Consider the following 25,028-nt stretch of genomic DNA (forward strand, 5'->3'; position numbering starts at 1 on the left):
TTCTAGAAGAACGTGCGGATGTAGTCGACGACCGTGCCGTCCGCCTCGACGAGCGGGATCAGCTGCCACTTGTCGAAGGACGTGCACGGATGCGACAGACCCATGCCGAGCCAGTCGCCGACCTCCAGATCCGCCCCGGGCCCCGTCCGCAGCCACGCGTGCTGGTCGGAGAGCCCGGTGACCTCGACGCCGTCCGCCGGGCGCTCGACGCCGTCCCGGCGCACCACCTGGGCGAGGGGAAGATCGAGGTCGTACGCCGCGTCCCGCTTGCCGGCGTTCGCGAAGGCCTGCCCGTCGGAGGGGCGGGAGACGACCTGCGCCCAGAGCCGGAACGCCGGGTGCAGCGCACCCTCCTCCGGGACCCGGGTGAAGGGCGTCAGCTTCCGGTAGTGACCGTCGTCGTGCGAGACGTACGCGCCCGACCGGAGCAACTTCAGTACGGGCATGGAGAGTTCGGGGATCTCCGCGAAGACGTCGGCGACCGCGTCGAACCAGGCGCTGCCGCCCGCGCTCACCACGACCTCGTCGAGGCCCTTGAACCGCCCGGCGCCGTCGAAGGCCACCGCGAGCGCGGTGAGCCGGCGCAGCCAGGCGTGCACGCGCTCCGGGTCCGCGTCCGGCACCTCGCCCTCGTAGCCCGCGACGCCCACCAGCCGCAGCGTCGAGGTGGCCGCCACCGCGTCCGCGACCGCCGCGCACTCCGCCTGCGTCCGGACGCCGGTACGGGCGCCCTCGCCGGCGGCCAGCTCGACGACCACGTCCACCGGGTGGGCGCTGCCGTCCAGGGCGGCGTCCATCAGTTCCACGCCGCGCACCGAGTCGACGTAACAGACGAAGCGGAAGTCCGGGTCTCCGGCCAGCTCCCCGGCGATCCAGCGCAGCGCGGCCGCGTCGACGAGTTCGTTCGCCAGGAAGATCCGGTCGATGCCGAACGCGCGCGCCACGCGCACCTGGTGGGGGACGGCGAGCGTGATGCCCCAGGCGCCGTGCTCGATCTGCTTCCGGAAGAGCTGCGGGGCCATGGACGTCTTGCCGTGCGGGGCGAAGGCGAGCCCGTGCCGGGTGGCGTACGTCTCCATCAGTTCGAGGTTGTGGGCCAGACGCTCGGCGGAGAGGGCGAGCACCGGGGTGGTGAAGCCGTCCGTGAAGAGGTTCCGGCGCCGGGCGGCCAGCTCGCCCACGGTCAGGCCGTACGCGTCCGGGGGGAGGCCCTTGAAGCGGTGGTCGACGCGGTCCGCCGCGAGAGCGGCCAGCGGTGCGGCGGCGGTGTCGGCGCTCATGGGGCCTCCTTGGTGTGTGTCCCGGGTACTCGGTGTGCTGCGCCCTGGCTGCATTGCAAGGTATGCAACGCTCATTGCGTATGGCGCTTACTGCTGTCTAACATCCCAGCCAACGCAGGGTCAACGGTGCCGTTCGCCGCCGTCGGCCGCTACAGCGAGGAGCCCCGACCATCGTGACCAGCAACGGACCCGCAGGCGCCGCGTCCCCCGACGGCGCCGACACCGGCAGCGGCACCGACGCCGTTGACGTGGTGGCGCTCGGCGAGTCCATGGTCACCTTCCTGCCCACCCGGGCCGGGCGCCTCGCCGACGTGCCGTCCTTCGAGCGGGGCATCGGCGGCGCCGAGTCCAACGTGGCGTGCGTCCTCGCCTCCGCCGGACACTCCGCGCGCTGGGTCTCCAGGGTCGGCGCCGACGGGTTCGGCGACCATCTGGTGGAGACCGTCGCCGCGTACGGCGTCGACACCTCCGCCGTCCGCCGCGACCCCGACCGCCCGACCGGCATCTACTTCCGCACCGCGGGCGACCGGGCCACCGACGCCCACGAAGTCGCCTACTACCGAGCCGGGTCCGCCGCCTCCGCGATGACCGCCGAGAACACCGACCTGGCCGCCATCCGGTCCGCGCGCGTCCTGCACCTGTCCGGCATCACCGCCGCCCTGTCCGCCGACTGCCTGGCCCTGATGCGCGAGCTGACCGCCCCGCGTCCCGGCCGCCCCCTCGTCTCCTTCGACGTCAACCACCGCCCGGGACTCTGGCGCGACCACCCCGAAGGCCCGCGCGTCCTGCTCGACCTCGCGCGCGGCGCCGACCTCGTCTTCGTCGGCGACGACGAGGCGAGCGAGGCCTGGGACCTGCACGGAGCGGGGGCCGTCCGCGACGCCCTGCCCGAACCGGACGTCCTGGTCGTCAAGCACGGCAAGGACGGAGCCGTCGTCTTCGACAAGCGAGCCCCCGAGGGGACCGCGCCGGCCGGCGGCACCTTCGTCCCCTCCCTGCACGTCGACGTGGTCGCGGCCGTCGGTGCCGGGGACGCCTTCGCCGCCGGATTCCTCTCCGCCACCCTGCGCGGCCTGTCCGTCCGCGACCGCATCCGGCACGGCCACCTGATGGCCGCCGCCGCCCTCACCGTCCCCGGCGACCTCGCGCAGCCGCCCGCCCGCGGGCACGCCGACCGGCTGGCCGCCCTCGACGACCGGGCGTGGGAGACACTTCGTCTCGGCCCCGGCTGGACCGAAGCCGACGCACGGGCCGCCGAGGAGGTACGTACGCCATGAGCCAGACCGTCGACCGAGCGCTGAGCATCCTGCCGCTGCTCGCCGAGGGCCCCGCCGACCTCGGACAGGTCGCCGACCGCCTCGGCGTCCACAAGTCCACCGCGCTCCGCCTGCTGCGCACCCTCCACGAACACGGCCTGGTCCACCGCCAGTCCGACCAGCGCTACCGCCTCGGCGCCCGGCTCTTCGCCCTCGCCCAGGAGGCCGTCGAGAACCTGGACGTCCGCGAGATCGCCCACCCCCACCTCGTCCGTCTCAACGAGCAGTGCGGCCACACCGTCCACCTCGCCGTGTACGAGGAGAACGAGGTCCTCTACATCGACAAGGTGGAGAGCCGCTACCCGGTGCGCATGTACTCGCGGATCGGCAAGCCCGTCGCCATCACCGTCGCGGCCGTCGCCAAGCTGCTCCTCGCCGACCTGCCCGAGGCCGAGCGACGCACCGTCGCCGACAGGCTCGACTACCCCATGTACACGGCCCGTTCGACCCCCAGCGCCCCCGCCTTCATGAAGGAGCTGGCGACGGTGCGCGAACAGGGCTGGGCCACCGACCTCGGTGGCCACGAGGAGTCCATCAACTGCGTCGGCGCGCCCATCCGCGGCGCCGACGGACGGGTCGCCGCCGCCATGTCGGTCTCCGCGCCCAACGTCGTCGTCACCGCCGACGAACTCCTCACCCTTCTCCCGCTGGTGCGCCGTACGGCGGACGCGATCAGCCGCGACTACTCCGGCAAAGCCCCCACGAAGGAATGATCACCGCATGACCGACAAGACCGCTCTCACCCCCTCGACCCACACCACCCCGCCCGCAAAGTTCTCGCACGGCGTGAAGAAGGGGAACATCCTCCAGGTCGCCGGCCAGGTCGGCTTCCTGCCCGCCGAGGACGGCAAGCCCCCGACGCCCGCCGGGCCCACCCTGCGCGAGCAGACCCTCCAGACCCTCGCCAACGTCAAGGCGATCCTCGAAGAGGGCGGCTCCGGCTGGGACGACGCGATGATGATCCGCGTCTACCTCACCGACGTCGACCACTTCGCCGAGATGAACCAGATCTACAACCAGTACTTCGAGGAGCAGGGACTCACCGCGCCCCCCGCCGCCCGCACGACGGTCTACGTCGGTCTGCCGGCCGGACTCCTCGTCGAGATCGACGTCCTCGCCGTCCTCGGCTGACGCCTGCTCTCGCGGGCTCACGCCCGTTCAACTCCCGCACCCGTACGTCATCACGGTGCGGCGCTCCCGATCCAGGAGGCGCCGCGCCGCGATCCCCCCTGCCCGAAAGCACGATGGACTTACGAAATCGAGGCCCTCCACCCATGTCGTCGTATCCGCTCGCCGCGACAGCCCCCGAGACGCCACCGCACACCGGCGGCCTCCTGACCCTCCTCGACGGCACGACCGGACTGCTCACGGTCGCCGCCCTCGGTATCGCGCTCCTCCTCTTCCTGATCATCAAGGTCAGACTCCAGCCGTTCGTCGCCCTGCTCGCCGTCTCCATAGCCGTCGGCCTCGCCGCCGGACTGTCCGTCACGGAACTGTTCGGCACGGTCCAGAAGTCCGACGCGGTCTCGGTCATCGAGTCCGGCATGGGCGGCATCCTCGGCCACGTCGCGATCATCATCGGCCTCGGCACCATGCTCGGCGCCATCCTCGAAGTCAGCGGCGGCGCCGAGGTTCTCGCCTCCCGCCTGCTCAACCTCTTCGGCGAGAAGCGCGCCCCGCTCGCGATGGGCCTGACCGGCCTCATCTTCGGCATCCCGGTCTTCTTCGACGTCGGCATCTTCGTCCTCGCGCCGCTCGTCTACGCCTCCGCCAAGCGCTCCGGCAAGTCGATCCTGCTCTACTGCCTGCCGCTGCTGGCGGGCCTGTCGATGACCCACGCGTTCCTGCCGCCGCACCCCGGCCCGGTCGCCGCCGCCGGACTGCTGCACGTGCAGCTCGGCTGGGTCCTGCTCATGGGCATCGTCTGCGGCATCCCCTCCGTCCTCGCGGCCTGGGTCTACGCCGCCTGGATCGGCCGGCGCATCTTCGTCCCCGTACCGCAGGACATGGTCGAGGCGGCCGAGGAGGCCAAGCAGGCCGTCGTCGAGGAGCAGCGCGCGCAGGGCATCGACCCGCGCGAGGAGCCCGTCCCGCTCGGCACGGTCATCGGCATCATCGGTACGCCGCTCGTGCTGATCCTCGCCGCCACCTTCTCCTCGATCGTCCTCGACCCGTCCACCCCGCGGTCGGTCATCGAGTTCTTCGGCAGCCCGTTCGTGGCCCTCACGATCGCCCTGCTGCTCGCCTACTACCTCCTCGGCATCCGGCGCGGCTGGTCGCGCAAGTCCCTGGAGACCGTGTCGACTTCGTCCCTCAAGCCGGTCGGCAACATCGTGCTGGTGGTCGGCGCGGGCGGCATCTTCGGCGCCGTGCTGAAGGCGAGCGGAGTCGCCCAGGCCCTCTCGGACACCTTCCACGACGTCGGCCTGCCGATCATCGTCCTGGCCTATCTGATCTCGCTGGTGCTGCGGGTCGCACAGGGCTCGGCGACGGTCGCTATCGTCACCACGGCCGGCATCGTGGCGCCGCTGCTCACCGAAGGGGACCACTCCCAGGCCTTCGTCGCGCTCGTCATCATGGCGATCTCGGCGGGCTCCATCTTCGCCTCGCACGTCAACGACGGCGGCTTCTGGATGGTCGCCAAGTACTTCGGCATCAGCGAGCGCGACACCCTCAGGACCTGGACCGTTCTGGAGTCGGTGCTGTCCGTCGCGGGGTTCGCGGTGGCCGCCGTGGTCAGCCTGTTCGTGTAGCGGGGACGGGCGTTCCCGTGTAACAGAGGCATAGCTAAGTGGGGGCTGGCTGTGTCTGGCACAGGATCTTCGACCATACTTCGCGCTGTGGAGCAGCGCATAGGTTCGAAGAGCCAGCCCCTGGACGCCGCCGCGGTGAACCCGGCGTACATCCCCGGGCTTACGTCACCCGTGCCCGCGGAACCGAAGGACGCGGTCGAGGAGACCGGGGAGGCGGCCGCGGAGGAGACCCCCTCCGCGGCCGCCACCGACCCGGTGACCTCCGGCGACGCGGTGTCCGACGAGGCGCCCGCCGACGCGGGCCCCGAGGACGCCCGGTCCGAAGTGGAGTCCGGCTCCGGAGCGGAGCCCGACGCCGCGGCCGACGAGGAGGGGGACGCCGATCCTGACGGCCCCGTCTTCGAGGCCTCCGACCGGCGGGCCTCGATCAGGGCCGACCACGACGGGGTCCGCCTGCGTCTGGACGATCAGGAGGCGGAGTTCCGCTGGGACGAGATCGGCGCCGTCGAGACGGAGTCGCCCCGCTTCGGCAAGCGGTTCACGGTCACGGTGCACACGCCGGACGCCCGCTGGTACCCCATCGAGATCGAGGCCGCGGCCCGTTCCCGCTTCACGGAGTGGGAGGAGCAGCTCGACGCCGTCCTGGACACGTACTTCGAGGACGGCGCCGAAGCCGAACCGGAGTCGTCCGACGAGGAGTTGCCGGACTCCGAGACCGAGGCGGCCGACGCGACGGGGGTGTCCGAGGAGCCCGGGGAGTCCGAGGAGTCCGAGGAGTCGGCGGACGAGCCGTCCGCGGCCGCCGCCACGGCCGAGAAGTCCGCGGACCGGAAGCCCGCGGACGAGGCCGAAAACCGTTAGCCGGTACGGGAATCCGCGCGCCCGGCCCGTCCGGCCGCGCGGATCCCCGGCCACCGGCCGGTCCGTGCCCTAGGCGCAGTACTGCGCCGCCTTGCCGATCGACCGGTACATGCAGTCCGCGTTCTCCAGGAGTTGGAGCACCGCGTCCCGGTTGCGGGAGGTCTCGCGCTCGATGACCTCGTCGGGCGGGTAGAAGCCGCCGCCCGAGCTGGACGTGGGGTACATCTCGAAGGTGAAGTCGAAGATCTTCTGGGTGCCCCACAGGTAGTCGTCGATCGAGCCGTCCGTGATGTACAGGTCACTGGACTGCTCGGCCGTGTAGCCATTGCTCGCGGCCATCTTCTGTCCGACGGTCCTGAAGGCGTTCTGATCGTCAGCCGTCATGCCTGTCGCGGTGTCCGAGTAGGTGTACCCGAACGGCCACAGCACCAGTTCGCTGTACGTGTGGAAGTCGATCCCGGCGGTGATCTGCTGCTTGCCGCCGACGACCCGGCCGCGGACGAAGTCGGCGACGACCTTCACCTCGGGCGCCGACTCGGCGGACGCGCCCCGGTAGGTCTCGGAGGACTTGGTGCCCGAAGAGCCGCCGCAGCAGCCCCACTTGTAGTTCCAGTTGCGGTTCAGGTCCGTACCGACGTACGAGGAACCGGCGTTGGGCTGGCGGTTCTTGCGCCACGAGCGGTAGGAGCCGGACGCGATGTCGTACTCGCCGCCGTCCGGGTTGAGGTCCGGGACGATCCAGATCTCGCGGTTGTTCACCATGTTCGTCACGCGCGTGTCGCCGCCGTAGCCGGCTCCGAGTTCGCGCAGCAGATACAGGGCCATCTCCACCGTGAGGTGCTCACGGGCGTGCTGGTGGAAGGTGAGGAGGACCTCGGGCTCGTTCTCGTCCGTGCCGACGTTGTCGCTGACCTTGACGGCGATGATGTCGCGGCCCTGGTAGGACTTGCCGATCACCCGCTTGCTCATGATGTTCGGGTAGGCCGCCAGCCGCTGGTCGATCTCGGCGTTCGCCTCGGCGTAGTTGTGGTACTTCGCGTCGGCCGTCGGGAAGTCGAAGAGCCGGGTGCCACCGGTTCCGGCGGCGCGGTCGGGTGCCGCGCCGAGCGGGGAGACGGTGTATCCCTGGCGGCGCAGCGCGGTGATCTGGTCGGCGCGGCCCGAGACGACGACGGTCTCCTCGTCGGACTCGTCCACGGTGACGCCGGAACGCTGGATCGCCGTACGGGACACCGGGGTCGAGGCCTGGTGGATCTCGTACTGGCGGATGTCGTCGGGTGAGGACGCGGGGGTCCGCGCGCCGCCCGCGGTGGCGTCGGTGGCGGTGGCGGTGAGGGGGGCCGCGAGGGCGAGGGCCGCGAGGACGGCGAGTGCGGCAGTGCGCCGCCCGCCTCTTCGCGTGCCGTGGGGGCTGCCGCGGCCGCGTGTGCGAAGTCGCATGAAATCTCCTGGATTCTCCTGGAATTCCGGTGTCTCTCCGGAATGGTGGAGTGGAGCGGGGGGTGGTCCATGGCGACGTGCCGGTGCGGATGTGGGGCTCATCGTGCGGCTGTGGCATGAGCAGGTCAAGAGCTGCCCGTGGGTGCGTGACCGGAACCGGCCGCGGGCGCGGACCGGCCGGAGGGTGATCCGGGCGCCCCGACCGAGGTGCGGGCTCTGGTACCGCGCTGTGCACATCGCGTGGCGATCGGCCTACGCGCCCTTGTGCCCGCCCCCGCCTTTGCGCTTTCTTGAACCGCATGACGGAGACCACCGGCACGTCAGCGCCAGGGGAGACCGGCACGGCCGTCTCCCGCCCTCGCAGGTCCAGTTGGAGGTACATCGGGCCCGGCATCGTCGTCGCGGCGACGGGCGTCGGGGCGGGCGACCTCGTCGCGACGCTGATCGCGGGCAGCAGCTTCGGCTACACCCTGCTGTGGGCCGCCGTCATCGGCTGCCTGGTCAAGATCTCGCTGGCGGAGGCGGCGGGCCGCTGGCACCTGTCCACCGGCCGCACCCTCTTCGACGGCTGGGCGAGCCTCGGCCGCTGGACCACGTACTTCTTCGTCGTCTACGTGGTCGTCTGGGGCTTCGTCTACGGTGCCGCAGCGATGTCGTCGAGCGCGCTGCCCCTCCAGGCCCTGTTCCCCCACGTCATGGACCTCCAGTGGTGGGGCGTCGCCTGTGGGCTGGTCGGCCTCGTCTTCGTCTGGTTCAACAAGTACGCGGTCTTCGAGAAGGTCATGACCGTCCTGGTGGGCGTCATGTTCGTGGTGACGGTGTACCTGGCGGTCCGGGTCACGCCGAACCTGCCGGACGCCTTCGCGGGCCTGCTCCCCGTCCTGCCCGACGAGAAGGACTCCGTCCTCAACACCCTCGGCCTGATCGGAGGTGTGGGCGGCACCATCACGTTGGCCGCCTACGGCTACTGGGTCAACGCCAAGGGCTGGACCGACAGCGGCTGGATGAAGGTCATGCGGCTCGACAACCGGGTGGCCTACGCCACCACCGGCATCTTCGTGATCGCGATGCTCTTCGTCGGCGCGGAGATGCTCCACTCCTCCCATGTGGCCATCGCGAGCGGCGACAAGGGGCTGATCCAGCTCGGCGACATCCTGGCGGCCGAATACGGCACGGCGACCGCGAAGTTCTTCCTCATCGGGTTCTTCGCCACCTCGTTCACCTCGCTGATCGGGGTGTGGCACGGCGTGAGCCTGATGTTCGCGGACTTCGTCGCGCACTACCGCGCCGGCGGCAGGGAAGGGGGCGAGGAGGTCGCGGCGGGCCGGCACGACCGGTCCTGGGCGTTCCGCGGGTACCTCCTGTGGCTGACCTTCCCGCCGATCGTCCTCCTGTTCCAGGGCCAGCCGTTCCGCCTGGTCATCCTGTACGGGGTGCTGGGCGCGGCCTTCCTGCCCTTCCTCGCGCTGACCCTGCTCCGCCTCCTCAACTCCTCCCGCACGCCGCGTGAATGGCGCAACGGGCCGCTGAGCAACTCCATGCTCGTGATCGCGGGCGTCCTGTTCCTGGTGCTGTGCGTCAAGCAGGTCTGGGACCAGCCCTGGGCGGAGTTCATCCAGAGGAACCGCTAGGAGAGGCTCCGCCACTTCGCGCTGGTCGCGATCGCCCTGAGCTCGGACATGGTCAGGGCGGGGGCCGGGCGGGTGGCCGCCGCGCCCTGCCGGTCGGCGTTGAACGCGGAGACCACCACGCGCAGCCCGTCCGGGCGGATCGTGTCGGCGGTCCACATCGAGGCGCCGGAGCCGCCCTTCTCGGCGGGGGCCTTCTTCGTGACGACCTTCGTGCCGTCGGGCAGGGTCTCTGCGCCGCCGAACAACTGGCCCTCCACGTCGCCCATGCCCGCCTGCACGTTGATCTGCACGAGGCTGCGGCCCTCGCCGTCGTCGACGATCACCCACGCGTACTCCTGGTCGTCGGCTCCCCGCGACGCCACGGTGACGTCCTCGGGCAGCAGCGAGACCAGTGTGTCCAGGACGGCCTTCCCGTCGGCCGGGGTGCGCCACGTCGTCGTCGGGTCGCTCGTCTCGCGCGGCTTCGGCAACCCGTCGGCCGCCCTGCGCCACACGGCGGCCGTCGCGACACGCTTCAACCCGGCCGGGGACAGGGGCGGTTCGGGCCGGGTCACGGGGCTCCCCTTCTCGGCGGCGGCGTTCCACTCGGAGACGTTGACCTGTCGGCCCGTCGGGGTGAGGAGCTGGGCGTACCAGTACTTCGTGTCGGCGCGCCGGTCCGGGTACTCGTAGCCCTGGAAGATCATCAGGCGTGAGCCGTCCGGCAGCGTGCTCGTGCCGCAGGTGTCGTACGTCGTCAGGCTCCTGTCCGGGCAGGTGACGCCCTCCCCGGCCGCCGGGCTCGCGGGATCCACCAGGTTCACCCCGACGGAGACGGCCGCCTTGCCGTGCCCGTCGTCATGGACGACGAGGGCGGAAGGGCCCAGCGGATGATCGCCCGGGCGGCCCGTCTCGCCGCTGAACCGGCCTGCGGGGAGCGTCTTTTCGAGAGCCTCGATCATGTCGGCGGCCGACATCACGTGACCGTGCTTCTCCGTGCGCACCTTCGAGGTGCCCGTGTCCGCCGGTGCCCGCCCGAGGTCCGTACGGGGCACCAGCAGCGCCCCGCCGACCCCGACGAGCGCGAGCCCGGCCACACTCCCGGTCACCGCGATGCGGCGCCGCGACCGCGACCGTCGCCCCCGCGCCTCGCCCCCCGCGGCCAGCGCCCGCCGGTCGGCGTCGAACCCGTTGCCGGCCCGGTGCAGGGCATCACCGAGCCGTTCCTCGAAGAGGTCGCCGGCGGCAGAGTCGTCGATGGGCATGGGGAACCACCCTTTCTGGTGAAGGTGAGGAGGTGAGGAGGTGAGGAGGTGAGGACCTGAGGACCTGAGGAGGTGGGGAGGGCGGAGGGGTGGGGGACGGCCCGCTCAGGGAGCCACGTGTTCGCTGAGACTGCCGCCCAGGACCGTGCGGAGCCGGGCCAGCGCCCGGACGCTGCGGGTGCGGACGGCTGCCGAGCTGGTGCGCATCACCTCGGCCGTCTCCGCGACGCTGCGGTCCTCCCAGTAGCGCAGGACGACCACCGCCCGGTCCTTCGGCGGCAGCCGGTGCAACGCCTCGACGAGGGTGAGCCGCAGTGGTGTGTCGCCGCCGTCGCCGGCCGGGTCGGGAAGGTCGGGGAACACGTCCGTCGCGCGTTCCGAACTGCTGCGTAACCGCCGGTGCGCGAGGAACGTACGGGTCAGCACGGTCTGCGCGTACGCCGCCGGGTTGTCGCTGCGGGACACCCGCCCCCAGCTGACGTACATCCGTCCGAGCGCCTCCTGTACGAGATCCTCGGCCAGGTGGACGTCCCCACCGGTCAGCAGACAGGCGGACCGGTACAGATGCCCGGCCTGAGCGCCGGCGAACTCCGCGTACCCGTCCACCTGAACCTTCCTCATCCGACTCCCCCGGGTGACTGTGAACTCGACGCCGTCACTTACTCGATGCGCCGGGCCCCGGAAATGTTTCACCCCGCTCCCCACGGAAGCGGGGAGCGGGGTGAAGGGGAAGGGGTGGTGCGTCAGGGGTGTCGGGCGGTGGGGGTGGAGTTACATCGCGTGGACGTGGGGGCCGACCGCGTTGGACCAGGCGCTGCCCGCCGACGCGTCCCAGTTGGTGGACCAGGTCATCGCGCCGCGCAGCCCCGGGTAGGTCTTGGAGGGCTTGAACGAACCGCAGTTGGTGCCCTTGGCCAGGCAGTCGAGGGCGTTGTTCACGATGGTCGGGGACACGTAGCCGCTGCCGGCGCCGCTGGTGGAGGCGGGGAGGCCGAGGCCCACCTGCGAGGGGGCGAGGCCGCCTTCGAGCTGGATGCAGGCGAGCGCCGTCAGGAAGTCGACCGAACCCTGCGAGTAGACCTTGCCGTCGCAGCCGAGCATCGAACCGCTGTTGTAGTACTGCATGTTGACGACGGTCAGGATGTCCTTGATGTTCAGGGCGGTCTGGAAGTAGCCGTTCGACGTGGACTGCATGTCGATGGTCTGCGGCGCCATGGTGATGACCAGGGACGAGCCGGCCTTCGCGGACAGCGACCGCAGCGCCTGCGACATGTAGGTCGCGTTGAGGCCGTTCTCCAGGTCGATGTCGACGCCGTCGAAGCCGTACGTCTGCATCAGCGAGTAGACCGAGTTGGCGAAGTTGGTGGCCGACGCGGAGTCGCTCACCGAGATCGTGCCGTTCTGGCCGCCGATGGAGATGATGACCTTCTTGCCCGCGGCCTGCTTCGCCTTGATGTCGGCCTTGAACTGGTCGACGGTGTAACCGCCGAGGCCGGCCGAGTCGAGGGTGAAGCTCACCGCGCCGGGCGTCGAGGTGGCGTCGGCGAAGGCGACCGCGATGATGTCGTACTGCGACTGCACGGCGGAGATCTTCTGGACGGTCGCGCCGTTGTTGAAGTTCTGCCAGTAGCCGGTCACGGCGTGCGCGGGCACGCTGCCCCCGCCGCCACCGCCACCCGAGGACGCGGTGGTCGTCCCGGTGACCGCCGACGACTTCGCCGACTCACCGGCCGCGTTGGTGGCCGTGACCTGGAACGAGTACGCCGTCGACGCGGCGAGCCCGGAGACGGTCGCGGAGGTCCCCGTCACCGACTGGACCTTGGAGCCGGCCCGGTAGACGTTGTAGCCGGTCGCGCCCGACACCGTGCTCCAGGCGAGGGAGACGGACGAGGAGGTGGTGGAGGACACGCCGAGACCGCCGGGGGCCGCCGGAACCGTCGGTGCCGGGTCACCGCCACCGCCGCCGTCGGGGCCGAGTACCGAGAGGTCGTCCGCGAAGTAGGCGGCCTGCCCGTACCAGCCGTGCGTGTAGACGGTCACCGACGTCGTCGAGGCACCCGTGGTGAAGGTGGTCTTCAGCTGCGTCCAGGACGAGGAGTCCGGCGTCCACGTCGAGACGTCCGTGGTGCCCGTGCCCGTGGCGCCCAGGTAGGAGTAGCCGCCCTGCACCCACGCGCTCAGCGTGTAGGTCGAGTTGGGCTTGACGGCGACGGACTGGGTGCACTGCGCGTTGTCCTGGCCCGCGGGCGTGGCCTTCAGCGCGGCCGAGCCGCCGTGCACGGGCGAGGAGACGGTCGTGCCGCTGCCCGCCGAACAGGTCCAGTTGCCGAGGCCGGACTCGTAGCCGCCGTTCTTGGCGTTGTTGACGTCCGCGGCCTGGGCCTGGCCGGCCAGACCGGTGAGGGAGAGGACGGATGCGGTGACGGCGGCGGCGAGGATTCCCGCCCATCTCCGCCTGGGCATTCTGGTGACGCGGTCCACTGGGTCCTCCGGGGGAGAGGTGGGGGAGGGGGATCGGAACGGTGGCCACCGCCGGTGGATACAAGTTGGTCCAGACCAATCCGGTTGTCAAGACCTCTGGAGCGCCCAACACCCCAGTCAGGGGCTTGAGTTGTCCCACGCGCGTCTTACTCTCCGTTGATCACTCCCGCACCTTCGGTGAGATGATCTCGTTGATTCGGTGTTGAGCGGGCCATGCCGTGGATATGGTGCTGATGCAAGAGGACGTCACCGTGACGATCTGAGGCCGTTCGAGGTCGTCCGTGATGCTCCATGGCGATAAAGGGGCGATCTGAGGCGGTGGTTGACCACCCCGCCCCAGCGAACGGGGTGTGTGCAGCGTGCCGACCGCGATAGCCGTCACCAGTCCCGACCTGGTGCTCCCACCGCACGACCGGCAGACCCCGCCCGCGGTCGTCCAGCCCCTGGACACCCTGGAGGACTCCCTCACCGGGATGCACGCCCTCATCGAGCAGCACGGATACGTCATCGCCCTGTACCCGTCCTCCGCCGAGGGCGCCGTCACCCAGCGGCTGCGCACGGTCCGCTCCGTCCTGGAGAGCGACCGCATCGCGCTTCTCGGACTCGACCTCCCGCCGCTCGGAATCGCCCTGCTCGCCCAGCAGTTGCGTCAGCTGTCCGTCTGCGACTTCAGTCCCGGCGTCCTGGCCTCCGCCGCCCGGCTGCTCGCGCACTACATCTACGCGGGCGCCCTGCTCGGGTCGGTCGCCAAGCTCGACCGCGTGCCCGTCACGCTCGGCTCGCACGCCAAGTCGTGGGTACCGGGCGCCCAGTTCGCGGTCCTCGCCAACCCGCGCCCCGAGATCGTCAGGGTCGGCCAACAAGAGTTGCCCGGACCGGAGTTCGGAACCCGGCTGCTCTCGGCGGCGGGGCAGGCGCCCTCCGACTGGGTCACCGAGACCTTGGCCCCCGCCTGGCGCGTCCAGGGCGCCGCGACCGTCCCGCTGCCCGCCGAATCCGCCCGCTGGTGGGGGACGTCACGCCTCGTCGAGTTCGCCGCCGGACTGCACGACGTCTCCGTGCTCTACCAACTCGTCTCGTCCGTCCGGCGCGAGCAGTGCCACTGGTGCGGCCTCGAACTCATCGGTGACCGCTGCGGGTTCTGCGCCGCGCCCCTGCCACCTCCCTCCGCGCAGGAGCTTCCGGCCACCGTCGTCCGGGCATCCTCCTCGGTACGCGCCCTGCCCCGGGGCGCCACCTAGGCCCCTCCGTACCACCGGGCACATCCGAACAGCACCAGGCACCAGCGCACGACCCCGCCGTCCCCCGCAGATCGAGGTTGTCCGGAGCATGCTGTACCACCCCGGGGCACACCCCCCGGCACCTTGGCAGAACAGACAGCTCGGTCCCGTCCCCGGCCCCGCTCCACGAGGTGAGATTCAGTGAACTCGCGCCAGCGCCGCGGCGTCATCCTGCTGGTCCTCTCGGTCCTGTGCGCCCTCGGCGCCTTCGCCGGAGTCCTCTCGGTGATCCGCGACGTGAACTCCAAGGTCGGCCCGGAGGTCACGGCGTACCGCCTGAAGGACGACATCGCGCCCTACAAGGAGCTGTCGGCCGACCAGTTCGAGAAGATCTCGATGCCGGAGCGGTGGCTGTCGTCCACCGCCGTCACCAGCCTCTCCCAGATCCGCGGCAAGATCGCCGTCACCCAGCTGGAGAAGGGCTCCCTGCTCCAGGCCGACATGATCGTCGAACGGCCCCGACTGGCCGCCGGACAGCAGGAGATCGCCATCCTGATCGACGCCGCGACCGGCGTCGCGGGCAAGATCAACCCCGGCTCGCGGGTCAACATCTACGCCACCTTCAAGGCCGAGAACGACAAGGGCGTCGACCAGTCCAAGGTGATCGTCGAGAACGCGCGCGTCATCGACGTCGGCAAACTCACCGCGCTCGACCCCGGCCAGTCCAGCTCCGACCGGCGCAACAACGCCAACCAGGCCGTCCCCATCACCTTCGCGCTCGGCACCGCGGACGCCCAACGCGTCGCCTACGCCGAGTCGTTCGCCGAACACGTCCGGCTCGCCCTGGTCGCGGGAGGCTCCGACGCGGCCGTCGCGCCCGGGGACCGTACGTACACCCTCGACGAGGACAAGTAGGAGGCCGCGCATGAGGTCCATGCCCACGGGGCGCTGCCCGAGTCCCCGCCCGAGGCCCACGCGTACGTTCCGGGACCCGAGGCCGGCGCCGCGGACGCGCGCCGCAAACGCCCGGCGGCCCGGAGTGCCGCGCGTCGACGAGGAGCTGGGCCGATGACCGTCCGCATCCTCTCCGCCGTCGGCGACATCGACTCGGCCCGCGCCCTCACCACCCTGCTGAGCCAGCTCGCCGACGCCGAACCCGCCCCGCCCGTACCCGACTCCACGGCCCTGCTCGACACGCTGGCGCGCCTGGCCGCCGAGTCCCTGGACGAACTGCCCGAAGTCGTCCTCGTCCACGAACGCATCGGACCCGTACCGGCGTTGGACCTGATCCGCGACCTGGTGATGCGCTTCCCCGCCGTCGGCGTCGTCCTCATCACCGCCGACACCAGCACCGGCGTCCTGACCGCCGCCATGGACTCCGGCGCCCGCGGCATCATCGGCCTGCCCCTCGGCTACGACGCCCTCGCCGAACGCGTCCAGGCCGCCGCCTCCTGGTCCGCGGGCATGCGCCGCCACCTGCACAGCGGCGCACCCGCCCTGTACACGGGCCCCGGCGGCACCGTCGTGACCGTGACCGGCGCCAAGGGCGGCGTCGGCGCGACCGTCACCGCCGTCCAACTCGCCCTCGCGGCACAGGCGTCCGGCCGCAACGTCGCGCTGCTCGACCTGGACCTGCAGTCCGGCGACGTGGCCTCCTACCTCGACGTGCAGTTCCGCCGCTCCGTGGCCGACCTCGCCGCCATCACCGACATCAACCCGCGCGTCCTCCAGGACGCCGTCTACACCCACGACAGCGGCGTGGCCCTGCTGCTCGCCCCCGCCGAGGGCGAACGCGGCGAGGAGGTGACCGACCGGGTGACCCGCCAGGTCCTCGGCGCGCTCCGCTCCCGCCACGACGTGGTCGTCGTCGACTGCGGCTCCCAGATGAACTCGGCCACCGCGGCCGCCGTCGAACTGGCCGACATCGCGCTGCTCCTGGTCACCCCCGACGTCGTCGCCGTCCGTGCCGCCAAGCGCATGGTCCGCATGTGGGACCGCCTCCAGATCCGCAAGGCGGAGGAGACCACCACGGTCGTCAACCGTTTCGCCCGCGGTACGGAGATCCAGCCGTCCCTCGTCGAACGCGTCACCGGCACCAAGGTCGCCCGCGCCTCCGTCCCCGCCGCCTTCAAGGAACTCCAGGCCGTCGTCGACGCGGGCCGGCTCCAGGACCTGGACGCCCGCTCGACCGTCAAGCAGGCCCTGTGGACGCTGGCCGGCGAACTGGGCCTCGTGGTCCCCCAGGAGGGCGGGGCCGGCGGCCGACGGCGCAAGGCACCGGTGTCCGACCGGGGCGCGCTCAGCCTGCGCCGCCGGGGCGGCGACCGGGGAGCCGTCACCCTGGAGTTCGCCGGGATGTTCCCGCTGCTGCTCGTCGTCATGACGATCCTGTGGCAGTGCGTGCTGTACGGCTACTCGTACTCCCTCGCCGGGAACGCCGCCGACGAGGCGGCACGGGCCGCGACCGCCGCGTACGCGGTGAACGGCGACGTCGGCGGCGCCTGCGCGGCGGCGGGCAGCAAGCACCTCCCGGGCTCCTGGAAGGACGCGGGCATCGGCTGCGCCCCGGCCGGTTCGGTCATGAAGGCCACCGTCGACGTCGACGTGCCGCTGTTCTTCCCCGGCTTCGACGCGGGCTTCCACGTGAAGGGCACGGCGGGCGCGGCACTGGAAGGGGACGACGGATGAGGACGTTCCAGCGACGACGACCACGGCTCCGGCTCTACCTCCGAGACCTCCGGTTCGGACAGCGCGCGCCGGGCGCTCACGGCACGACCTGCGCGCCGTGCGGTACCGGCCGACGCCGGGCCGGGAGCGGCCGCCCCGCGGGCGACCGTCGCTCCGCGCGAGGCCCCCGTGGCGCCGGAGCGTGCCCGGACGGGAACGCCGCCCCGGCGTCCCGCGCCACCCGCCGGACCCCGGCCGTGAACACGCCCCCGGCCCCGGACTGTGACCGTCGCACCCGCCGCCTGCGTGACGACCGGGGCGTCTCCATCCTGGAGTTCACCGGATTCCTGCCCATCCTGCTGCTCATCGGGATGGCGACGATCCAGCTCGGTCTCATCGGGTACGGCGCCAACCAGGCCGGCTCCGGGGCGCGGGCCGCCGCGCGCGTCGCCTCCCAGGGCGGCGACGGCGGCGCGGCCGGACAGGCCGCCGTCAGCGGCTGGCTCGACCCGCAGGTGGCGCCCGCCCAGGGGGCCGACCTCACCACCGCGACGGTCACGGTCCACGTCCCCGGCGTCATCCCGCTGTTCGGCGGCTACGACCTGTCCCGCACGGCCACCATGCCCACCGACGACTGACCGGGAGGAGCCGACACCATGAGCCTGCGTTCCCGCATCGCGACCCCCGACGAGGGGGGACCCGCCCGTGAGGACGGACACCTCGTCGCCGTCTACCGCGCGAAACTCCTGGAGGAGATCGACCTCGCGGAGATGTCCAGCCTGGCCGCGGCCGAACGCCGCGTGCGCCTCGAACGCGTCCTCGGCCACATCATCAGCCGCGAGGGCCCGGTCCTCTCCACCGCCGAACGCTCCCAGCTGATCCGCCGGGTCGTCGACGAGGCCCTCGGACTCGGCGTCCTCGAACCGCTCCTCGCCGACGCCTCGATCACCGAGATCATGGTCAACGGCCCCGACTCGATCTTCGTCGAGCGGGCCGGCCGCGTCGAACAGCTGCCGCTGCGCTTCGCGTCCAACGAGCAGCTCATGCAGACCATCGAACGCATCGTCTCGACGGTCAACCGCCGCGTCGACGAGTCCAACCCGATGGTGGACGCCCGTCTGCCCACCGGCGAGCGCGTCAACGTCATCATCCCGCCGCTCGCCCTGACCGGCCCCACCCTCACCATCCGCCGCTTCCCCCGCGCCTACACCCTCCCCGAACTGATCGGCCTCGGCTCCCTCGACGAGCAGATGCTCATGCTCCTCGCGGCCTTCGTCCGGGCCCGCTTCAACGTCATCGTCAGCGGCGGCACCGGCAGCGGCAAGACCACCCTGCTGAACGCTCTCTCCGGACTGATCCCGTCCCACGAGCGCATCATCACCATCGAGGACTCCGCCGAGCTCCAGCTCCAGCAGGAGCACGTCATCCGCCTCGAATCGCGGCCCCCGAACGTGGAGGGCAAGGGCCAGATCACCATCCGCGACCTCGTCCGCAACTCCCTGCGCATGCGCCCCGACCGCATCATCGTCGGCGAGGTCCGCGGCGGCGAGACCCTCGACATGCTCCAGGCCATGTCGACCGGCCACGACGGCTCGCTCGCCACCGTCCACGCGAACTCCGCCGAGGACGCCCTCATGCGCCTGCAGACCCTCGGCTCCATGTCCGAGGTCCAGATCCCCTTCGAGGCGCTGAAGGACCAGATCAACTCCGCCGTCGAGGTGGTCGTCCAGCTCTCCCGGCACGCCGACGGCTCCCGCAAGGTCACCGAGATCGCCCTGCTCGTCTCGCACGGCCGCGAACAGTTCCGCGTCAGCCCCGTCACCCGGTTCGTGCCCCGCCCCGTCGGACCCGACCGCGTCGTCCGGGGCCACTTCGAGCACCTCCCGCTGCCGCGCTCGGTCGCCGAGAAGCTGTACGTCGCCAACGAGCCGCTGCCGCCCGCCTTCGGCGTCACCGAGGCCATCGACGTCCTCACGACCCGGCAGGCCATCGGATGACCCCGCCCACCTCCGAAGGGAGGCTGCCATGAACGACCCCGCCCTCCTCGCCCTCGGCGGGACCCTCCTCGGTGGCACCCTCGCCGTCGCGGGCGTGCACACGTACGCCTCGGGCCGAGCCCAGCGCCAGGCGCTCGTCGACCGCCTCTCCGGCAGCCCGCTGCGCACCGCCGGCGGGCGGGTGCGCCGCTTCGCGGGCGTCGACCGCAGACTGCGCCGCACCCGGCTCGGCCGGACGATCCACCTCCGCCTCTCGGCCACCGGACTCGACATCACGGCGGGGGAGTTCTTCACCTACGTCGCCGTCGTCGTCGTCGGCCTCTGGCTGATCGCCGCCGCCACCCTCGCCCCCTTCTTCGGCCCGATCGCCGCCGTCCTCGGCGTGTGGAGCGCGGCCATCTTCCTCAACTGGCAGCGACAGAAACGCATCGAGGCCTTCATCAACCAACTCCCCGACGTGGCACGCCTGCTGGCGAACGCCACGGCGGCCGGCCTCGCCCTGCGCACGGCGCTCGCCATGGCGGCCGAGGAGCTGGAAGCACCCGCCGGTGAGGAACTCGCCCACGTGGCAGACCAATTGATGCTGGGCCGGACCATCGACGACGCGCTCGGTGAGCTGTCCGAGCGGCTGCCGTCCCGCGAGCTGATCGTCCTCGTCACCACACTCGTCCTCGCCAACAAGGCGGGCGGTTCCGTGGTCAACTCCCTGCGCAACCTCACCCAGACCCTGGAGGACCGCAAGGAGACCCGGCGCGAGGTCCGCACCATGCTCTCCGAGGTCAACGCGACCGCCTTCACCGTCCCGTTCCTCGGCATCGGCTCCCTGGTCCTGATCAACTCCTCGAACGAGGGGGCTCTCGCCCGCGTCACCGGCTCCCCGCTCGGCCAGGGTCTCGTCCTGCTGGCCCTCGGCCTCTACACCGTGGGCTTCTTCGTCATCCGTCGGCTCGGCAAGATCGAAGTGTGAGGGAGGGGTCAGCATGCTGCCGCTGCTGCTCGCCGTCGTGATGGGCGCGGCCGTCGCCGGCGTCCTCCTGGGCGTCCGGATGATCCGCGCCGACGCCAAGCTCCCCAGCGACCTCCAGCTCGCCCTGGAGGTCGGGGGCACCCGCGTCTCCACCGCGGACTCGGCCGTCGACCGCCTCGGCATGCGCTTCGCGCCGACCGTGCTGCGCCTGATGGGCCCGCGCCGTGTGGACGCCAAGCGCCGCCGCATCGACATGGCGGGCAACCCCGGCGGCCTCACGCTCAACCGCTACGCGGCCCGCCGCGCCGTGTACGGCATCTTCGGCGTCGTCCTCGGGCTGGTCTTCCTCTCCAACGGCCAGCTCCTGTTCGCCGTGCTCACCCTGGCCTTCGGCCTGGTCGCCGCCGACGCCCTGATCTGGCAGGCGGTCCGCGAACGCAAGGACGTCATCGACCGCACCCTGCCGGACTTCCTGGACGTCCTCGCCGTCGTCGTCTCCGCGGGCCTCGGCTTCCGCCAGGCCCTCGACCGGGTCGCCGAGAAGTACGAGGGACCCTGGGCCGACGAACTGCGCATCACCCTGCGCCAGATGGACATGGGCGTCAGCCGCCGCCAGGCCTTCGACGAGCTCCGCAGGCGCAACTCCTCCGAGCAGGTCGCCCAGTTCGTCTCGGCCCTCCAGCAGGGCGAGGAACTCGGCTCGCCGATCGCCGAGACCCTCATCCAGCTCGCCACCGACATGCGCCGCACCGACGCCCAGAACGCCCGCCGCCGGGCGGCCAAGACCATCCCCAAGGCGACGATGGTCACCCTCGTCTTCATGCTCCCCGCGACGATGATCCTCATCGCCACCGGCATGTTCCTGGGCTCGGGAACGAACTTCGGCTCGATCCTGGGGCGCTGATGGACGGCATCCTGCGCCGCCTCGCGAACACCGCCGGCCCGCTCGGGCTCCGCTCGTTCTCCCGCACCGGACGGAACCGCGCGGGGGGCACCGGCTACCTCGCCGACGACGTCCCCGCGCCCGGCGGCATCCGCCTCCAGCTCAACGCGCTCCAGGCACTGTGCCGCCAGGCCTTCGGCGTCCGCCTCGCCGCCATCGCCGTCGGCGCGCCCTTCGCGATGACGAACGCGACGGACGGCCTCGCCCGCTATGCCGTCCTCGCCGCGGCCGTCCTCGGCGTCATGGGCTCCTACGCCATGCTCCGGGACTGGGACCGCTTCGGCCCCCGCCTCCTCGCCCACCCGAGCCTGATGGCCCTGGACCTCAGTTTCGGGGCGATCCTGCTCCTCACCGCGTCCCCGGCCTCCCCCCTCGCCTACGCCACGGTCTGCACCCCGCTCCTCTCCGGCCTCCTCTACGGCTGGCGCGGCGCGGGCGTCTTCACCGGCCTCCAGTTCATCGTGCTCCTCACGGTGTTCCGGGCCTGGGAACACCGGCCCGGAGCCGGCGCCAACACCCTGCTCATCGCGGGCTTCTGCGTCGGCGCCGGCATCATCGGCGTCACCCTGCGCAACCTGATGTTCCGCTTCGGCACCGCCAGTCAGGCACTGTCGGAGGCGACCAGCAGGCTCGCCGTCGCCGAGGCCGTCGAGTCCGAACGGGCCAGGTTGGCACGCGAGATGCACGACTCGGTGGCCAAGACCCTGCACGGGCTCGCCCTCGCCGCGGACGCCCTCGCCACCTCCGCGGACGCCGCCGACCCTGAGACGCTGCGACGTCAGGCGACCGTCGTGGCCGGAGCCGCGCGCCGCGCCGCCACCGAGTCCCGCACCCTCCTGTCGGACCTTCGCCGCCACACCGACCTCACGGCCCCGGACACCGACCTCCTGCCCGAACTCCGCGCCCTGGCAGCCGACTTCCAGACCCGGACCCGTATCCCCACGCCCGTACGCCACCGGGGTGGGACCCCGGTCCTGCCCTGCGCTGCGGCCCACCACGTCCTCGCGATCGTGTCCGAGGCCCTGGAGAACACCCACCGCCACGCCGGCGCGACCCGGGCCGCCGTCGAACTGGCCGTCGCCGACCGCGAGTTCTCGGTGCGTGTCCAGGACGACGGAGCGGGCCTCCCGGAGGCCGCCACCCCGGCCCTGCTCGCCACCTGGACGAGATCCGGCCATTTCGGCCTGCTCGGCATGACGGAACGGGCCGCCTGCGTCGGGGGCCGGCTCGCGCTGGACCGGGCCCCGCAGGGCGGCGCCGAGATCCGTCTCACCGTCCCTCTCCGCGAGGCCGCACGCCTCGCTCCCCCCACCACCCAAGAGGAGGCCGCACATGCCTGACCAGGCACTTCCCGGCCCGCCGCTGCGCGTCCTCGTGGCCGACGACAATCCGGTCGTACGGGCCGGACTGACCGCGCTGCTGGAGGCGCACCCCGACACGGTGGTCGTCGCGGCGGCCCGTGACGGCGAGGAGGCGCTGGCCTGCGCCGTCCGCCTCACCCCCGACGTGGTCCTCCTCGACGTCCGCATGCCGGGCACCGACGGCCTCACCGCCCTGCCCGAACTGACCAGGATCGCGCCGGTCATGATGCTCACCTACAGCCGTGAACCCGAGGTGGTGGCGGAGGCCCTGCGCAAGGGCGCGGCCGGTTACCTCGTTCATGGCGAGTTCACGGCGGCCGAACTGATCTCCGCCGTACGGGATGTCCGCAACGGCCGCTCCGCTGTCCCGGATTCACTCGGAGTTTCCTACCAACCAGAGCCATTCCCTTCGCACCTGCAACCATTTGTGGCACAGTCGTCGGAAGCTCGGCCCGCAATGGCGGCGGGACTTCACCGTCGTGCTCCCAACCATCCGGATTTCGGCCTGAGTTCAAGGGAGGTGGAGGTGATGGACCTCATCGCCGCCGGCATGAACAACCGCCAGATCGCCGCCACCTGCTTCATCACCGAGAAGACCGTCAAGAATCACATCAACCGCATCTTCGCGAAGCTGCACAGTTCTTCGCGCAGCGAAGCGATCGCCCGCTGGCTGGGCACGGCCCACGAGGGGTGGGGCCGATGACGCCCCGGCCCGGAAGTTGGGCCCCTGGGCCCACCCGGAGTAAGGGCCTTCTCACGTACGGTGCACGGGTCGTTAGTGGCGTCGGGTGGGAGGGCAGTGCTGATGAGCAGGTTCGCCATGTGGACACGAACCGTGATCTCCCGCATGCGGGACACGAACCGGGACGCGGGAGCGGGGTTCGTGGAGTACGCGGGGTTGATGATCATCATCGCGGGGATCTTCACGTTGATCGACCAGATCGGCCTGGACGGGCTGATCTCGGGTGCGATCAGGACGGCGGTCACCTCGGTCACCGGCGGCTGAGCCGGTCACTTCGCGGTGACAGGGGGCAAACCCTCCCCATCTACATCTGGCTGACGGGAATCCTTCTCTTCGCCGCGTTCGCCTTCTTCGCCTTCGCTCAAGCAGCGTCCGCCCGCAATGGAGCACAATCCGCGGCGGATGCTGCGGCGTTGGCGGCCGCCCAGGCCGCCCGGGACGAGTTGGTCGACGGGCTCACCGCTGCCGTCGGCACGGACGATCACTGGCTGGACTGGCTCGACGGCGACCAGTTCGAGGGGGCGGGAGCCTCAGCTGCGGCGGCCCGCCTCGCCGCCGAGAACGACTCGACGGTGCAAGGCGGTGCCCAGCGCACGGTCGTCAACGGATTCCCCGGCTATCACGTGGCCATAGAGACCCGTTACACGGTCGGAGACTCGATCATCCCGGGCACGGAGAACCGCCACGCGAAAGCCCAGGCGACGGCGATCATCGAACCGCGCTGCACCTTCGCCGCAGACGCGGATCCCACGAAGCTCGTGCAGTTGGACTGCGACGGCGATCTCGTGGACATCGATCCCGAAGACTTCGATTCGGACGACCTTCCCGACGCGTCCGTGCTGTTCTCTGTGCATCTGGCCGAGTGAGAGGAAGCCGTACCGATGGATCTCCGGCACACCATGAAGGGCCGCAGGACTATGGCCGCGGTGGCGATCACTACTGGGCTGCTCCTCACGGTGTCCGGGTGCGGCGGGGGAGACGGCGACGACAAGCCGACGGCGACCGCGTCCTCCTCCTCATCGGATCAGGGGGGAGGCGACGACGGGAAGCAGGAGTCGCCGTCTGCGAGCCCTGACCAGGTACTGGCCGAGGTCAAGGGCGACGATGTGACGCTCACGATCGCCTCGGCCGTGCGGGACGAGGGCGGATTCGTGACGGTGAGCGGCAAGGTGACCAACAACGGGACCCAGTTCTGGATCGCCTCGAACTGGCGCGGTGACGAACGTGAGTTGAGTAGGAACGGCGCCTCCCTTGCCGGGGCGGCGCTGGTCGACAGCAAGGGCAAGAAGAAGTACCTGGTCCTGCGAGACACCCAAGGCCGTTGCCTTTGCACCAAGTTCGACGGCGGCGGCGTGGACGTCGGGAAGTCGGCGGACTGGTTCGCCCAGTTCCCCGCACCCCCCGCCGACACCACCGCCGTCGACTTCCAGGTGGGCTCCATGCCTCCCGCCTCCATCGAGATCTCCGAGGGCTGAGCCATGGCCCTCGCGCCCCGTGCCGCCGCGACGACGTTCACGGCCCTCGCCGTACTGATCACCCTCGGCCTTCCGGGTCCCGCGTACGCCGACGACGACCCCAGCGCCCCACCCGGCAGCGTCACCACCTCCCCACCCCCCGACGTCGATGCCAACAGCCCCGGGCTCAAGCTCGCCGACGGTGCCACGCTCGCGGGCGCCAAGGTGCTGGACATCAAGTCGGTCGTGGAGGATCTGGGAGGCGAGGAGCGCCGGGAGGACACCAACGCGGACGTGACGTTCGCGCTCCAGGCAGAGGTCCTCTTCCCGAAGGACAGCTCGAAGCTGAACCCGGACGCCCAGTCCCGTATCCAGGCGATCGCGGACGAGATCAAGGCCCAGAACGCCACAACCGTCCGCGTCTTCGGCTTCACCGACAGCCTCGGCTCGTACGCGCACGGCCTGACGCTGTCCAAGAACCGCGCGGAGCAGGTCCACGACCGGCTGGCCGCCGCGCTCGGCTCGTCGGACACGGACATCACGTTCGAGGTGCGGGGCTACAGCGAGGACTATCCGATCGCCGACAACACCTCGGAACAGGGCCGCCGCAAGAACCGGCGCGTCGAGGTGTCCTTCCCGAGGGGCTCGGCCGGCGACAAGTCCTGAAACGC

24 protein-coding genes are annotated in these 25,028 nt (G+C 71.2%); 19 read left to right on the forward strand and 5 right to left on the reverse strand.

The window, feature by feature from the left end:
* Window positions 1-2 precede the first annotated feature (2 nt).
* Window positions 3-1,280, reverse strand: a complete 1,278-nt coding sequence (locus ACIRQH_RS28325) for an amino acid deaminase (protein WP_404227426.1) — start codon at window positions 1,278-1,280, stop codon at window positions 3-5.
* Between the two features lie 173 nt (window positions 1,281-1,453).
* On the opposite strand from ACIRQH_RS28325, the gene ACIRQH_RS28330 reads away from it, so the two are divergent.
* From ACIRQH_RS28330 to ACIRQH_RS28350, 5 genes are all read left to right on the forward strand, one after another.
* Window positions 1,454-2,557 carry a sugar kinase gene (locus ACIRQH_RS28330; protein ID WP_404227429.1) on the forward strand — a complete coding sequence of 368 codons (1,104 nt, stop codon included), beginning with the start codon at window positions 1,454-1,456 and terminating at the stop codon, window positions 2,555-2,557.
* Window positions 2,554-3,309, forward strand: coding sequence for an IclR family transcriptional regulator (locus ACIRQH_RS28335; protein WP_358816624.1), 756 nt, complete (start codon window positions 2,554-2,556; stop codon window positions 3,307-3,309). Before ACIRQH_RS28330 ends, ACIRQH_RS28335 begins: the two co-directional genes overlap by 4 nt.
* Window positions 3,310-3,316: 7 nt before the next feature.
* Window positions 3,317-3,727 carry a RidA family protein gene (locus tag ACIRQH_RS28340; protein WP_388929634.1) on the forward strand — a complete coding sequence of 137 codons (411 nt, stop codon included), beginning with the start codon at window positions 3,317-3,319 and terminating at the stop codon, window positions 3,725-3,727.
* A 143-nt stretch (window positions 3,728-3,870) separates the two neighbouring features.
* Window positions 3,871-5,349: a gluconate:H+ symporter gene (locus ACIRQH_RS28345; protein ID WP_358816626.1), complete on the forward strand. Its 1,479-nt coding sequence runs from the start codon at window positions 3,871-3,873 to the stop codon at window positions 5,347-5,349.
* An 87-nt stretch (window positions 5,350-5,436) separates the two neighbouring features.
* Complete coding sequence (locus tag ACIRQH_RS28350; RefSeq protein WP_404227434.1) at window positions 5,437-6,210, forward strand: hypothetical protein; 774 nt, start codon at window positions 5,437-5,439, stop codon at window positions 6,208-6,210.
* 69 nt (window positions 6,211-6,279) lie between these two features.
* Here the strand turns inward: ACIRQH_RS28350 and ACIRQH_RS28355 are convergent, their stop codons facing one another.
* Window positions 6,280-7,650, reverse strand: a complete 1,371-nt coding sequence (locus tag ACIRQH_RS28355; RefSeq protein ID WP_388869560.1) for a M14 family metallopeptidase — start codon at window positions 7,648-7,650, stop codon at window positions 6,280-6,282.
* 299 nt (window positions 7,651-7,949) lie between these two features.
* Here ACIRQH_RS28355 and ACIRQH_RS28360 point away from each other — a divergent pair, with 299 nt between their 5' ends.
* Entirely contained in the window at window positions 7,950-9,281 is a 1,332-nt protein-coding gene (locus tag ACIRQH_RS28360) for an Nramp family divalent metal transporter (protein WP_404227437.1), read from the forward strand.
* Here ACIRQH_RS28360 and ACIRQH_RS28365 read toward each other — a convergent pair.
* The 3 genes from ACIRQH_RS28365 to ACIRQH_RS28375 all read right to left on the reverse strand — a co-directional run bounded on the left by ACIRQH_RS28365 (window position 9,278) and on the right by ACIRQH_RS28375 (window position 12,988).
* On the reverse strand, window positions 9,278-10,525 hold the full coding sequence (locus ACIRQH_RS28365) for a hypothetical protein (protein ID WP_388869566.1): 1,248 nt from the start codon (window positions 10,523-10,525) through the stop codon (window positions 9,278-9,280). The genes ACIRQH_RS28360 and ACIRQH_RS28365 overlap by 4 nt on opposite strands.
* A 105-nt stretch (window positions 10,526-10,630) precedes the next feature.
* Window positions 10,631-11,146 carry a SigE family RNA polymerase sigma factor gene (locus ACIRQH_RS28370; protein WP_404227441.1) on the reverse strand — a complete coding sequence of 172 codons (516 nt, stop codon included), beginning with the start codon at window positions 11,144-11,146 and terminating at the stop codon, window positions 10,631-10,633.
* 150 nt (window positions 11,147-11,296) lie between these two features.
* On the reverse strand, window positions 11,297-12,988 hold the full coding sequence (locus tag ACIRQH_RS28375; RefSeq protein ID WP_388869571.1) for a chitinase: 1,692 nt from the start codon (window positions 12,986-12,988) through the stop codon (window positions 11,297-11,299).
* Window positions 12,989-13,365: 377 nt separating this feature from the next.
* Here ACIRQH_RS28375 and ACIRQH_RS28380 point away from each other — a divergent pair, with 377 nt between their 5' ends.
* The 13 genes from ACIRQH_RS28380 to ACIRQH_RS28440 all read left to right on the forward strand — a co-directional run bounded on the left by ACIRQH_RS28380 (window position 13,366) and on the right by ACIRQH_RS28440 (window position 25,023).
* Window positions 13,366-14,247 carry a hypothetical protein gene (locus ACIRQH_RS28380; protein WP_388869574.1) on the forward strand — a complete coding sequence of 294 codons (882 nt, stop codon included), beginning with the start codon at window positions 13,366-13,368 and terminating at the stop codon, window positions 14,245-14,247.
* Window positions 14,248-14,427: 180 nt separating this feature from the next.
* Window positions 14,428-15,141, forward strand: a complete 714-nt coding sequence (gene cpaB, locus ACIRQH_RS28385) for a Flp pilus assembly protein CpaB (protein ID WP_358816634.1) — start codon at window positions 14,428-14,430, stop codon at window positions 15,139-15,141.
* 153 nt (window positions 15,142-15,294) lie between these two features.
* Entirely contained in the window at window positions 15,295-16,914 is a 1,620-nt protein-coding gene (locus ACIRQH_RS28390) for an AAA family ATPase (protein WP_358816635.1), read from the forward strand.
* Window positions 16,915-17,150: 236 nt separating this feature from the next.
* Window positions 17,151-17,531, forward strand: a complete 381-nt coding sequence (locus ACIRQH_RS28395) for a TadE/TadG family type IV pilus assembly protein (protein WP_358816636.1) — start codon at window positions 17,151-17,153, stop codon at window positions 17,529-17,531.
* An 18-nt stretch (window positions 17,532-17,549) separates the two neighbouring features.
* A complete protein-coding gene (locus tag ACIRQH_RS28400; RefSeq protein WP_358816637.1) occupies window positions 17,550-18,890 on the forward strand; it encodes a CpaF family protein in 1,341 nt (446 codons plus the stop codon).
* Window positions 18,891-18,918: 28 nt separating this feature from the next.
* A complete protein-coding gene (locus tag ACIRQH_RS28405; RefSeq protein ID WP_358816638.1) occupies window positions 18,919-19,857 on the forward strand; it encodes a type II secretion system F family protein in 939 nt (312 codons plus the stop codon).
* Window positions 19,858-19,870: 13 nt separating this feature from the next.
* On the forward strand, window positions 19,871-20,761 hold the full coding sequence (locus tag ACIRQH_RS28410) for a DUF5936 domain-containing protein (RefSeq protein WP_358816639.1): 891 nt from the start codon (window positions 19,871-19,873) through the stop codon (window positions 20,759-20,761).
* Window positions 20,761-22,140: a sensor histidine kinase gene (locus tag ACIRQH_RS28415; RefSeq protein WP_388929640.1), complete on the forward strand. Its 1,380-nt coding sequence runs from the start codon at window positions 20,761-20,763 to the stop codon at window positions 22,138-22,140. Before ACIRQH_RS28410 ends, ACIRQH_RS28415 begins: the two co-directional genes overlap by 1 nt.
* A complete protein-coding gene (locus tag ACIRQH_RS28420) occupies window positions 22,133-22,864 on the forward strand; it encodes a response regulator (protein WP_388929641.1) in 732 nt (243 codons plus the stop codon). The genes ACIRQH_RS28415 and ACIRQH_RS28420 overlap by 8 nt, the downstream gene beginning before the upstream one ends.
* 102 nt (window positions 22,865-22,966) lie before the next feature.
* A complete protein-coding gene (locus tag ACIRQH_RS28425) occupies window positions 22,967-23,167 on the forward strand; it encodes a hypothetical protein (RefSeq protein ID WP_081221780.1) in 201 nt (66 codons plus the stop codon).
* A complete protein-coding gene (locus tag ACIRQH_RS28430; protein ID WP_404227589.1) occupies window positions 23,164-23,769 on the forward strand; it encodes a pilus assembly protein TadG-related protein in 606 nt (201 codons plus the stop codon). The genes ACIRQH_RS28425 and ACIRQH_RS28430 overlap by 4 nt, the downstream gene beginning before the upstream one ends.
* Window positions 23,770-23,784: 15 nt before the next feature.
* Window positions 23,785-24,378: a hypothetical protein gene (locus tag ACIRQH_RS28435; protein WP_388869585.1), complete on the forward strand. Its 594-nt coding sequence runs from the start codon at window positions 23,785-23,787 to the stop codon at window positions 24,376-24,378.
* A 3-nt stretch (window positions 24,379-24,381) separates the two neighbouring features.
* On the forward strand, window positions 24,382-25,023 hold the full coding sequence (locus ACIRQH_RS28440) for an OmpA family protein (protein WP_358816644.1): 642 nt from the start codon (window positions 24,382-24,384) through the stop codon (window positions 25,021-25,023).
* Window positions 25,024-25,028 lie beyond the last annotated feature (5 nt).

The sequence above is a fragment of the Streptomyces sp. NPDC102279 genome (assembly GCF_044766365.1).
Taxonomy (GTDB): Bacteria; Actinomycetota; Actinomycetes; order Streptomycetales; family Streptomycetaceae; genus Streptomyces.

Excerpts from the sequence above, each read along its gene's own strand:
- ACIRQH_RS28405 (WP_358816638.1), top strand. The coding sequence starts at position 18,919 with ATGAACGACCCCGCCCTCCTCGCCCTCGGCGGGACCCTCCTCGGTGGC.
- ACIRQH_RS28435 (WP_388869585.1), top strand. The coding sequence starts at position 23,785 with ATGGATCTCCGGCACACCATGAAGGGCCGCAGGACTATGGCCGCGGTG.
- ACIRQH_RS28400 (WP_358816637.1), top strand. The coding sequence starts at position 17,550 with ATGAGCCTGCGTTCCCGCATCGCGACCCCCGACGAGGGGGGACCCGCC.
- ACIRQH_RS28355 (WP_388869560.1), bottom strand. The coding sequence starts at position 7,650 with ATGCGACTTCGCACACGCGGCCGCGGCAGCCCCCACGGCACGCGAAGA.
- ACIRQH_RS28415 (WP_388929640.1), top strand. The coding sequence starts at position 20,761 with ATGGACGGCATCCTGCGCCGCCTCGCGAACACCGCCGGCCCGCTCGGG.
- ACIRQH_RS28340 (WP_388929634.1), top strand. The coding sequence starts at position 3,317 with ATGACCGACAAGACCGCTCTCACCCCCTCGACCCACACCACCCCGCCC.
- ACIRQH_RS28335 (WP_358816624.1), top strand. The coding sequence starts at position 2,554 with ATGAGCCAGACCGTCGACCGAGCGCTGAGCATCCTGCCGCTGCTCGCC.
- ACIRQH_RS28370 (WP_404227441.1), bottom strand. The coding sequence starts at position 11,146 with ATGAGGAAGGTTCAGGTGGACGGGTACGCGGAGTTCGCCGGCGCTCAG.
- ACIRQH_RS28325 (WP_404227426.1), bottom strand. The coding sequence starts at position 1,280 with ATGAGCGCCGACACCGCCGCCGCACCGCTGGCCGCTCTCGCGGCGGAC.
- ACIRQH_RS28375 (WP_388869571.1), bottom strand. The coding sequence starts at position 12,988 with ATGCCCAGGCGGAGATGGGCGGGAATCCTCGCCGCCGCCGTCACCGCA.
- ACIRQH_RS28345 (WP_358816626.1), top strand. The coding sequence starts at position 3,871 with ATGTCGTCGTATCCGCTCGCCGCGACAGCCCCCGAGACGCCACCGCAC.
- ACIRQH_RS28410 (WP_358816639.1), top strand. The coding sequence starts at position 19,871 with ATGCTGCCGCTGCTGCTCGCCGTCGTGATGGGCGCGGCCGTCGCCGGC.
- ACIRQH_RS28440 (WP_358816644.1), top strand. The coding sequence starts at position 24,382 with ATGGCCCTCGCGCCCCGTGCCGCCGCGACGACGTTCACGGCCCTCGCC.
- ACIRQH_RS28420 (WP_388929641.1), top strand. The coding sequence starts at position 22,133 with ATGCCTGACCAGGCACTTCCCGGCCCGCCGCTGCGCGTCCTCGTGGCC.
- ACIRQH_RS28390 (WP_358816635.1), top strand. The coding sequence starts at position 15,295 with ATGACCGTCCGCATCCTCTCCGCCGTCGGCGACATCGACTCGGCCCGC.
- ACIRQH_RS28425 (WP_081221780.1), top strand. The coding sequence starts at position 22,967 with ATGAGCAGGTTCGCCATGTGGACACGAACCGTGATCTCCCGCATGCGG.
- ACIRQH_RS28365 (WP_388869566.1), bottom strand. The coding sequence starts at position 10,525 with ATGCCCATCGACGACTCTGCCGCCGGCGACCTCTTCGAGGAACGGCTC.
- ACIRQH_RS28360 (WP_404227437.1), top strand. The coding sequence starts at position 7,950 with ATGACGGAGACCACCGGCACGTCAGCGCCAGGGGAGACCGGCACGGCC.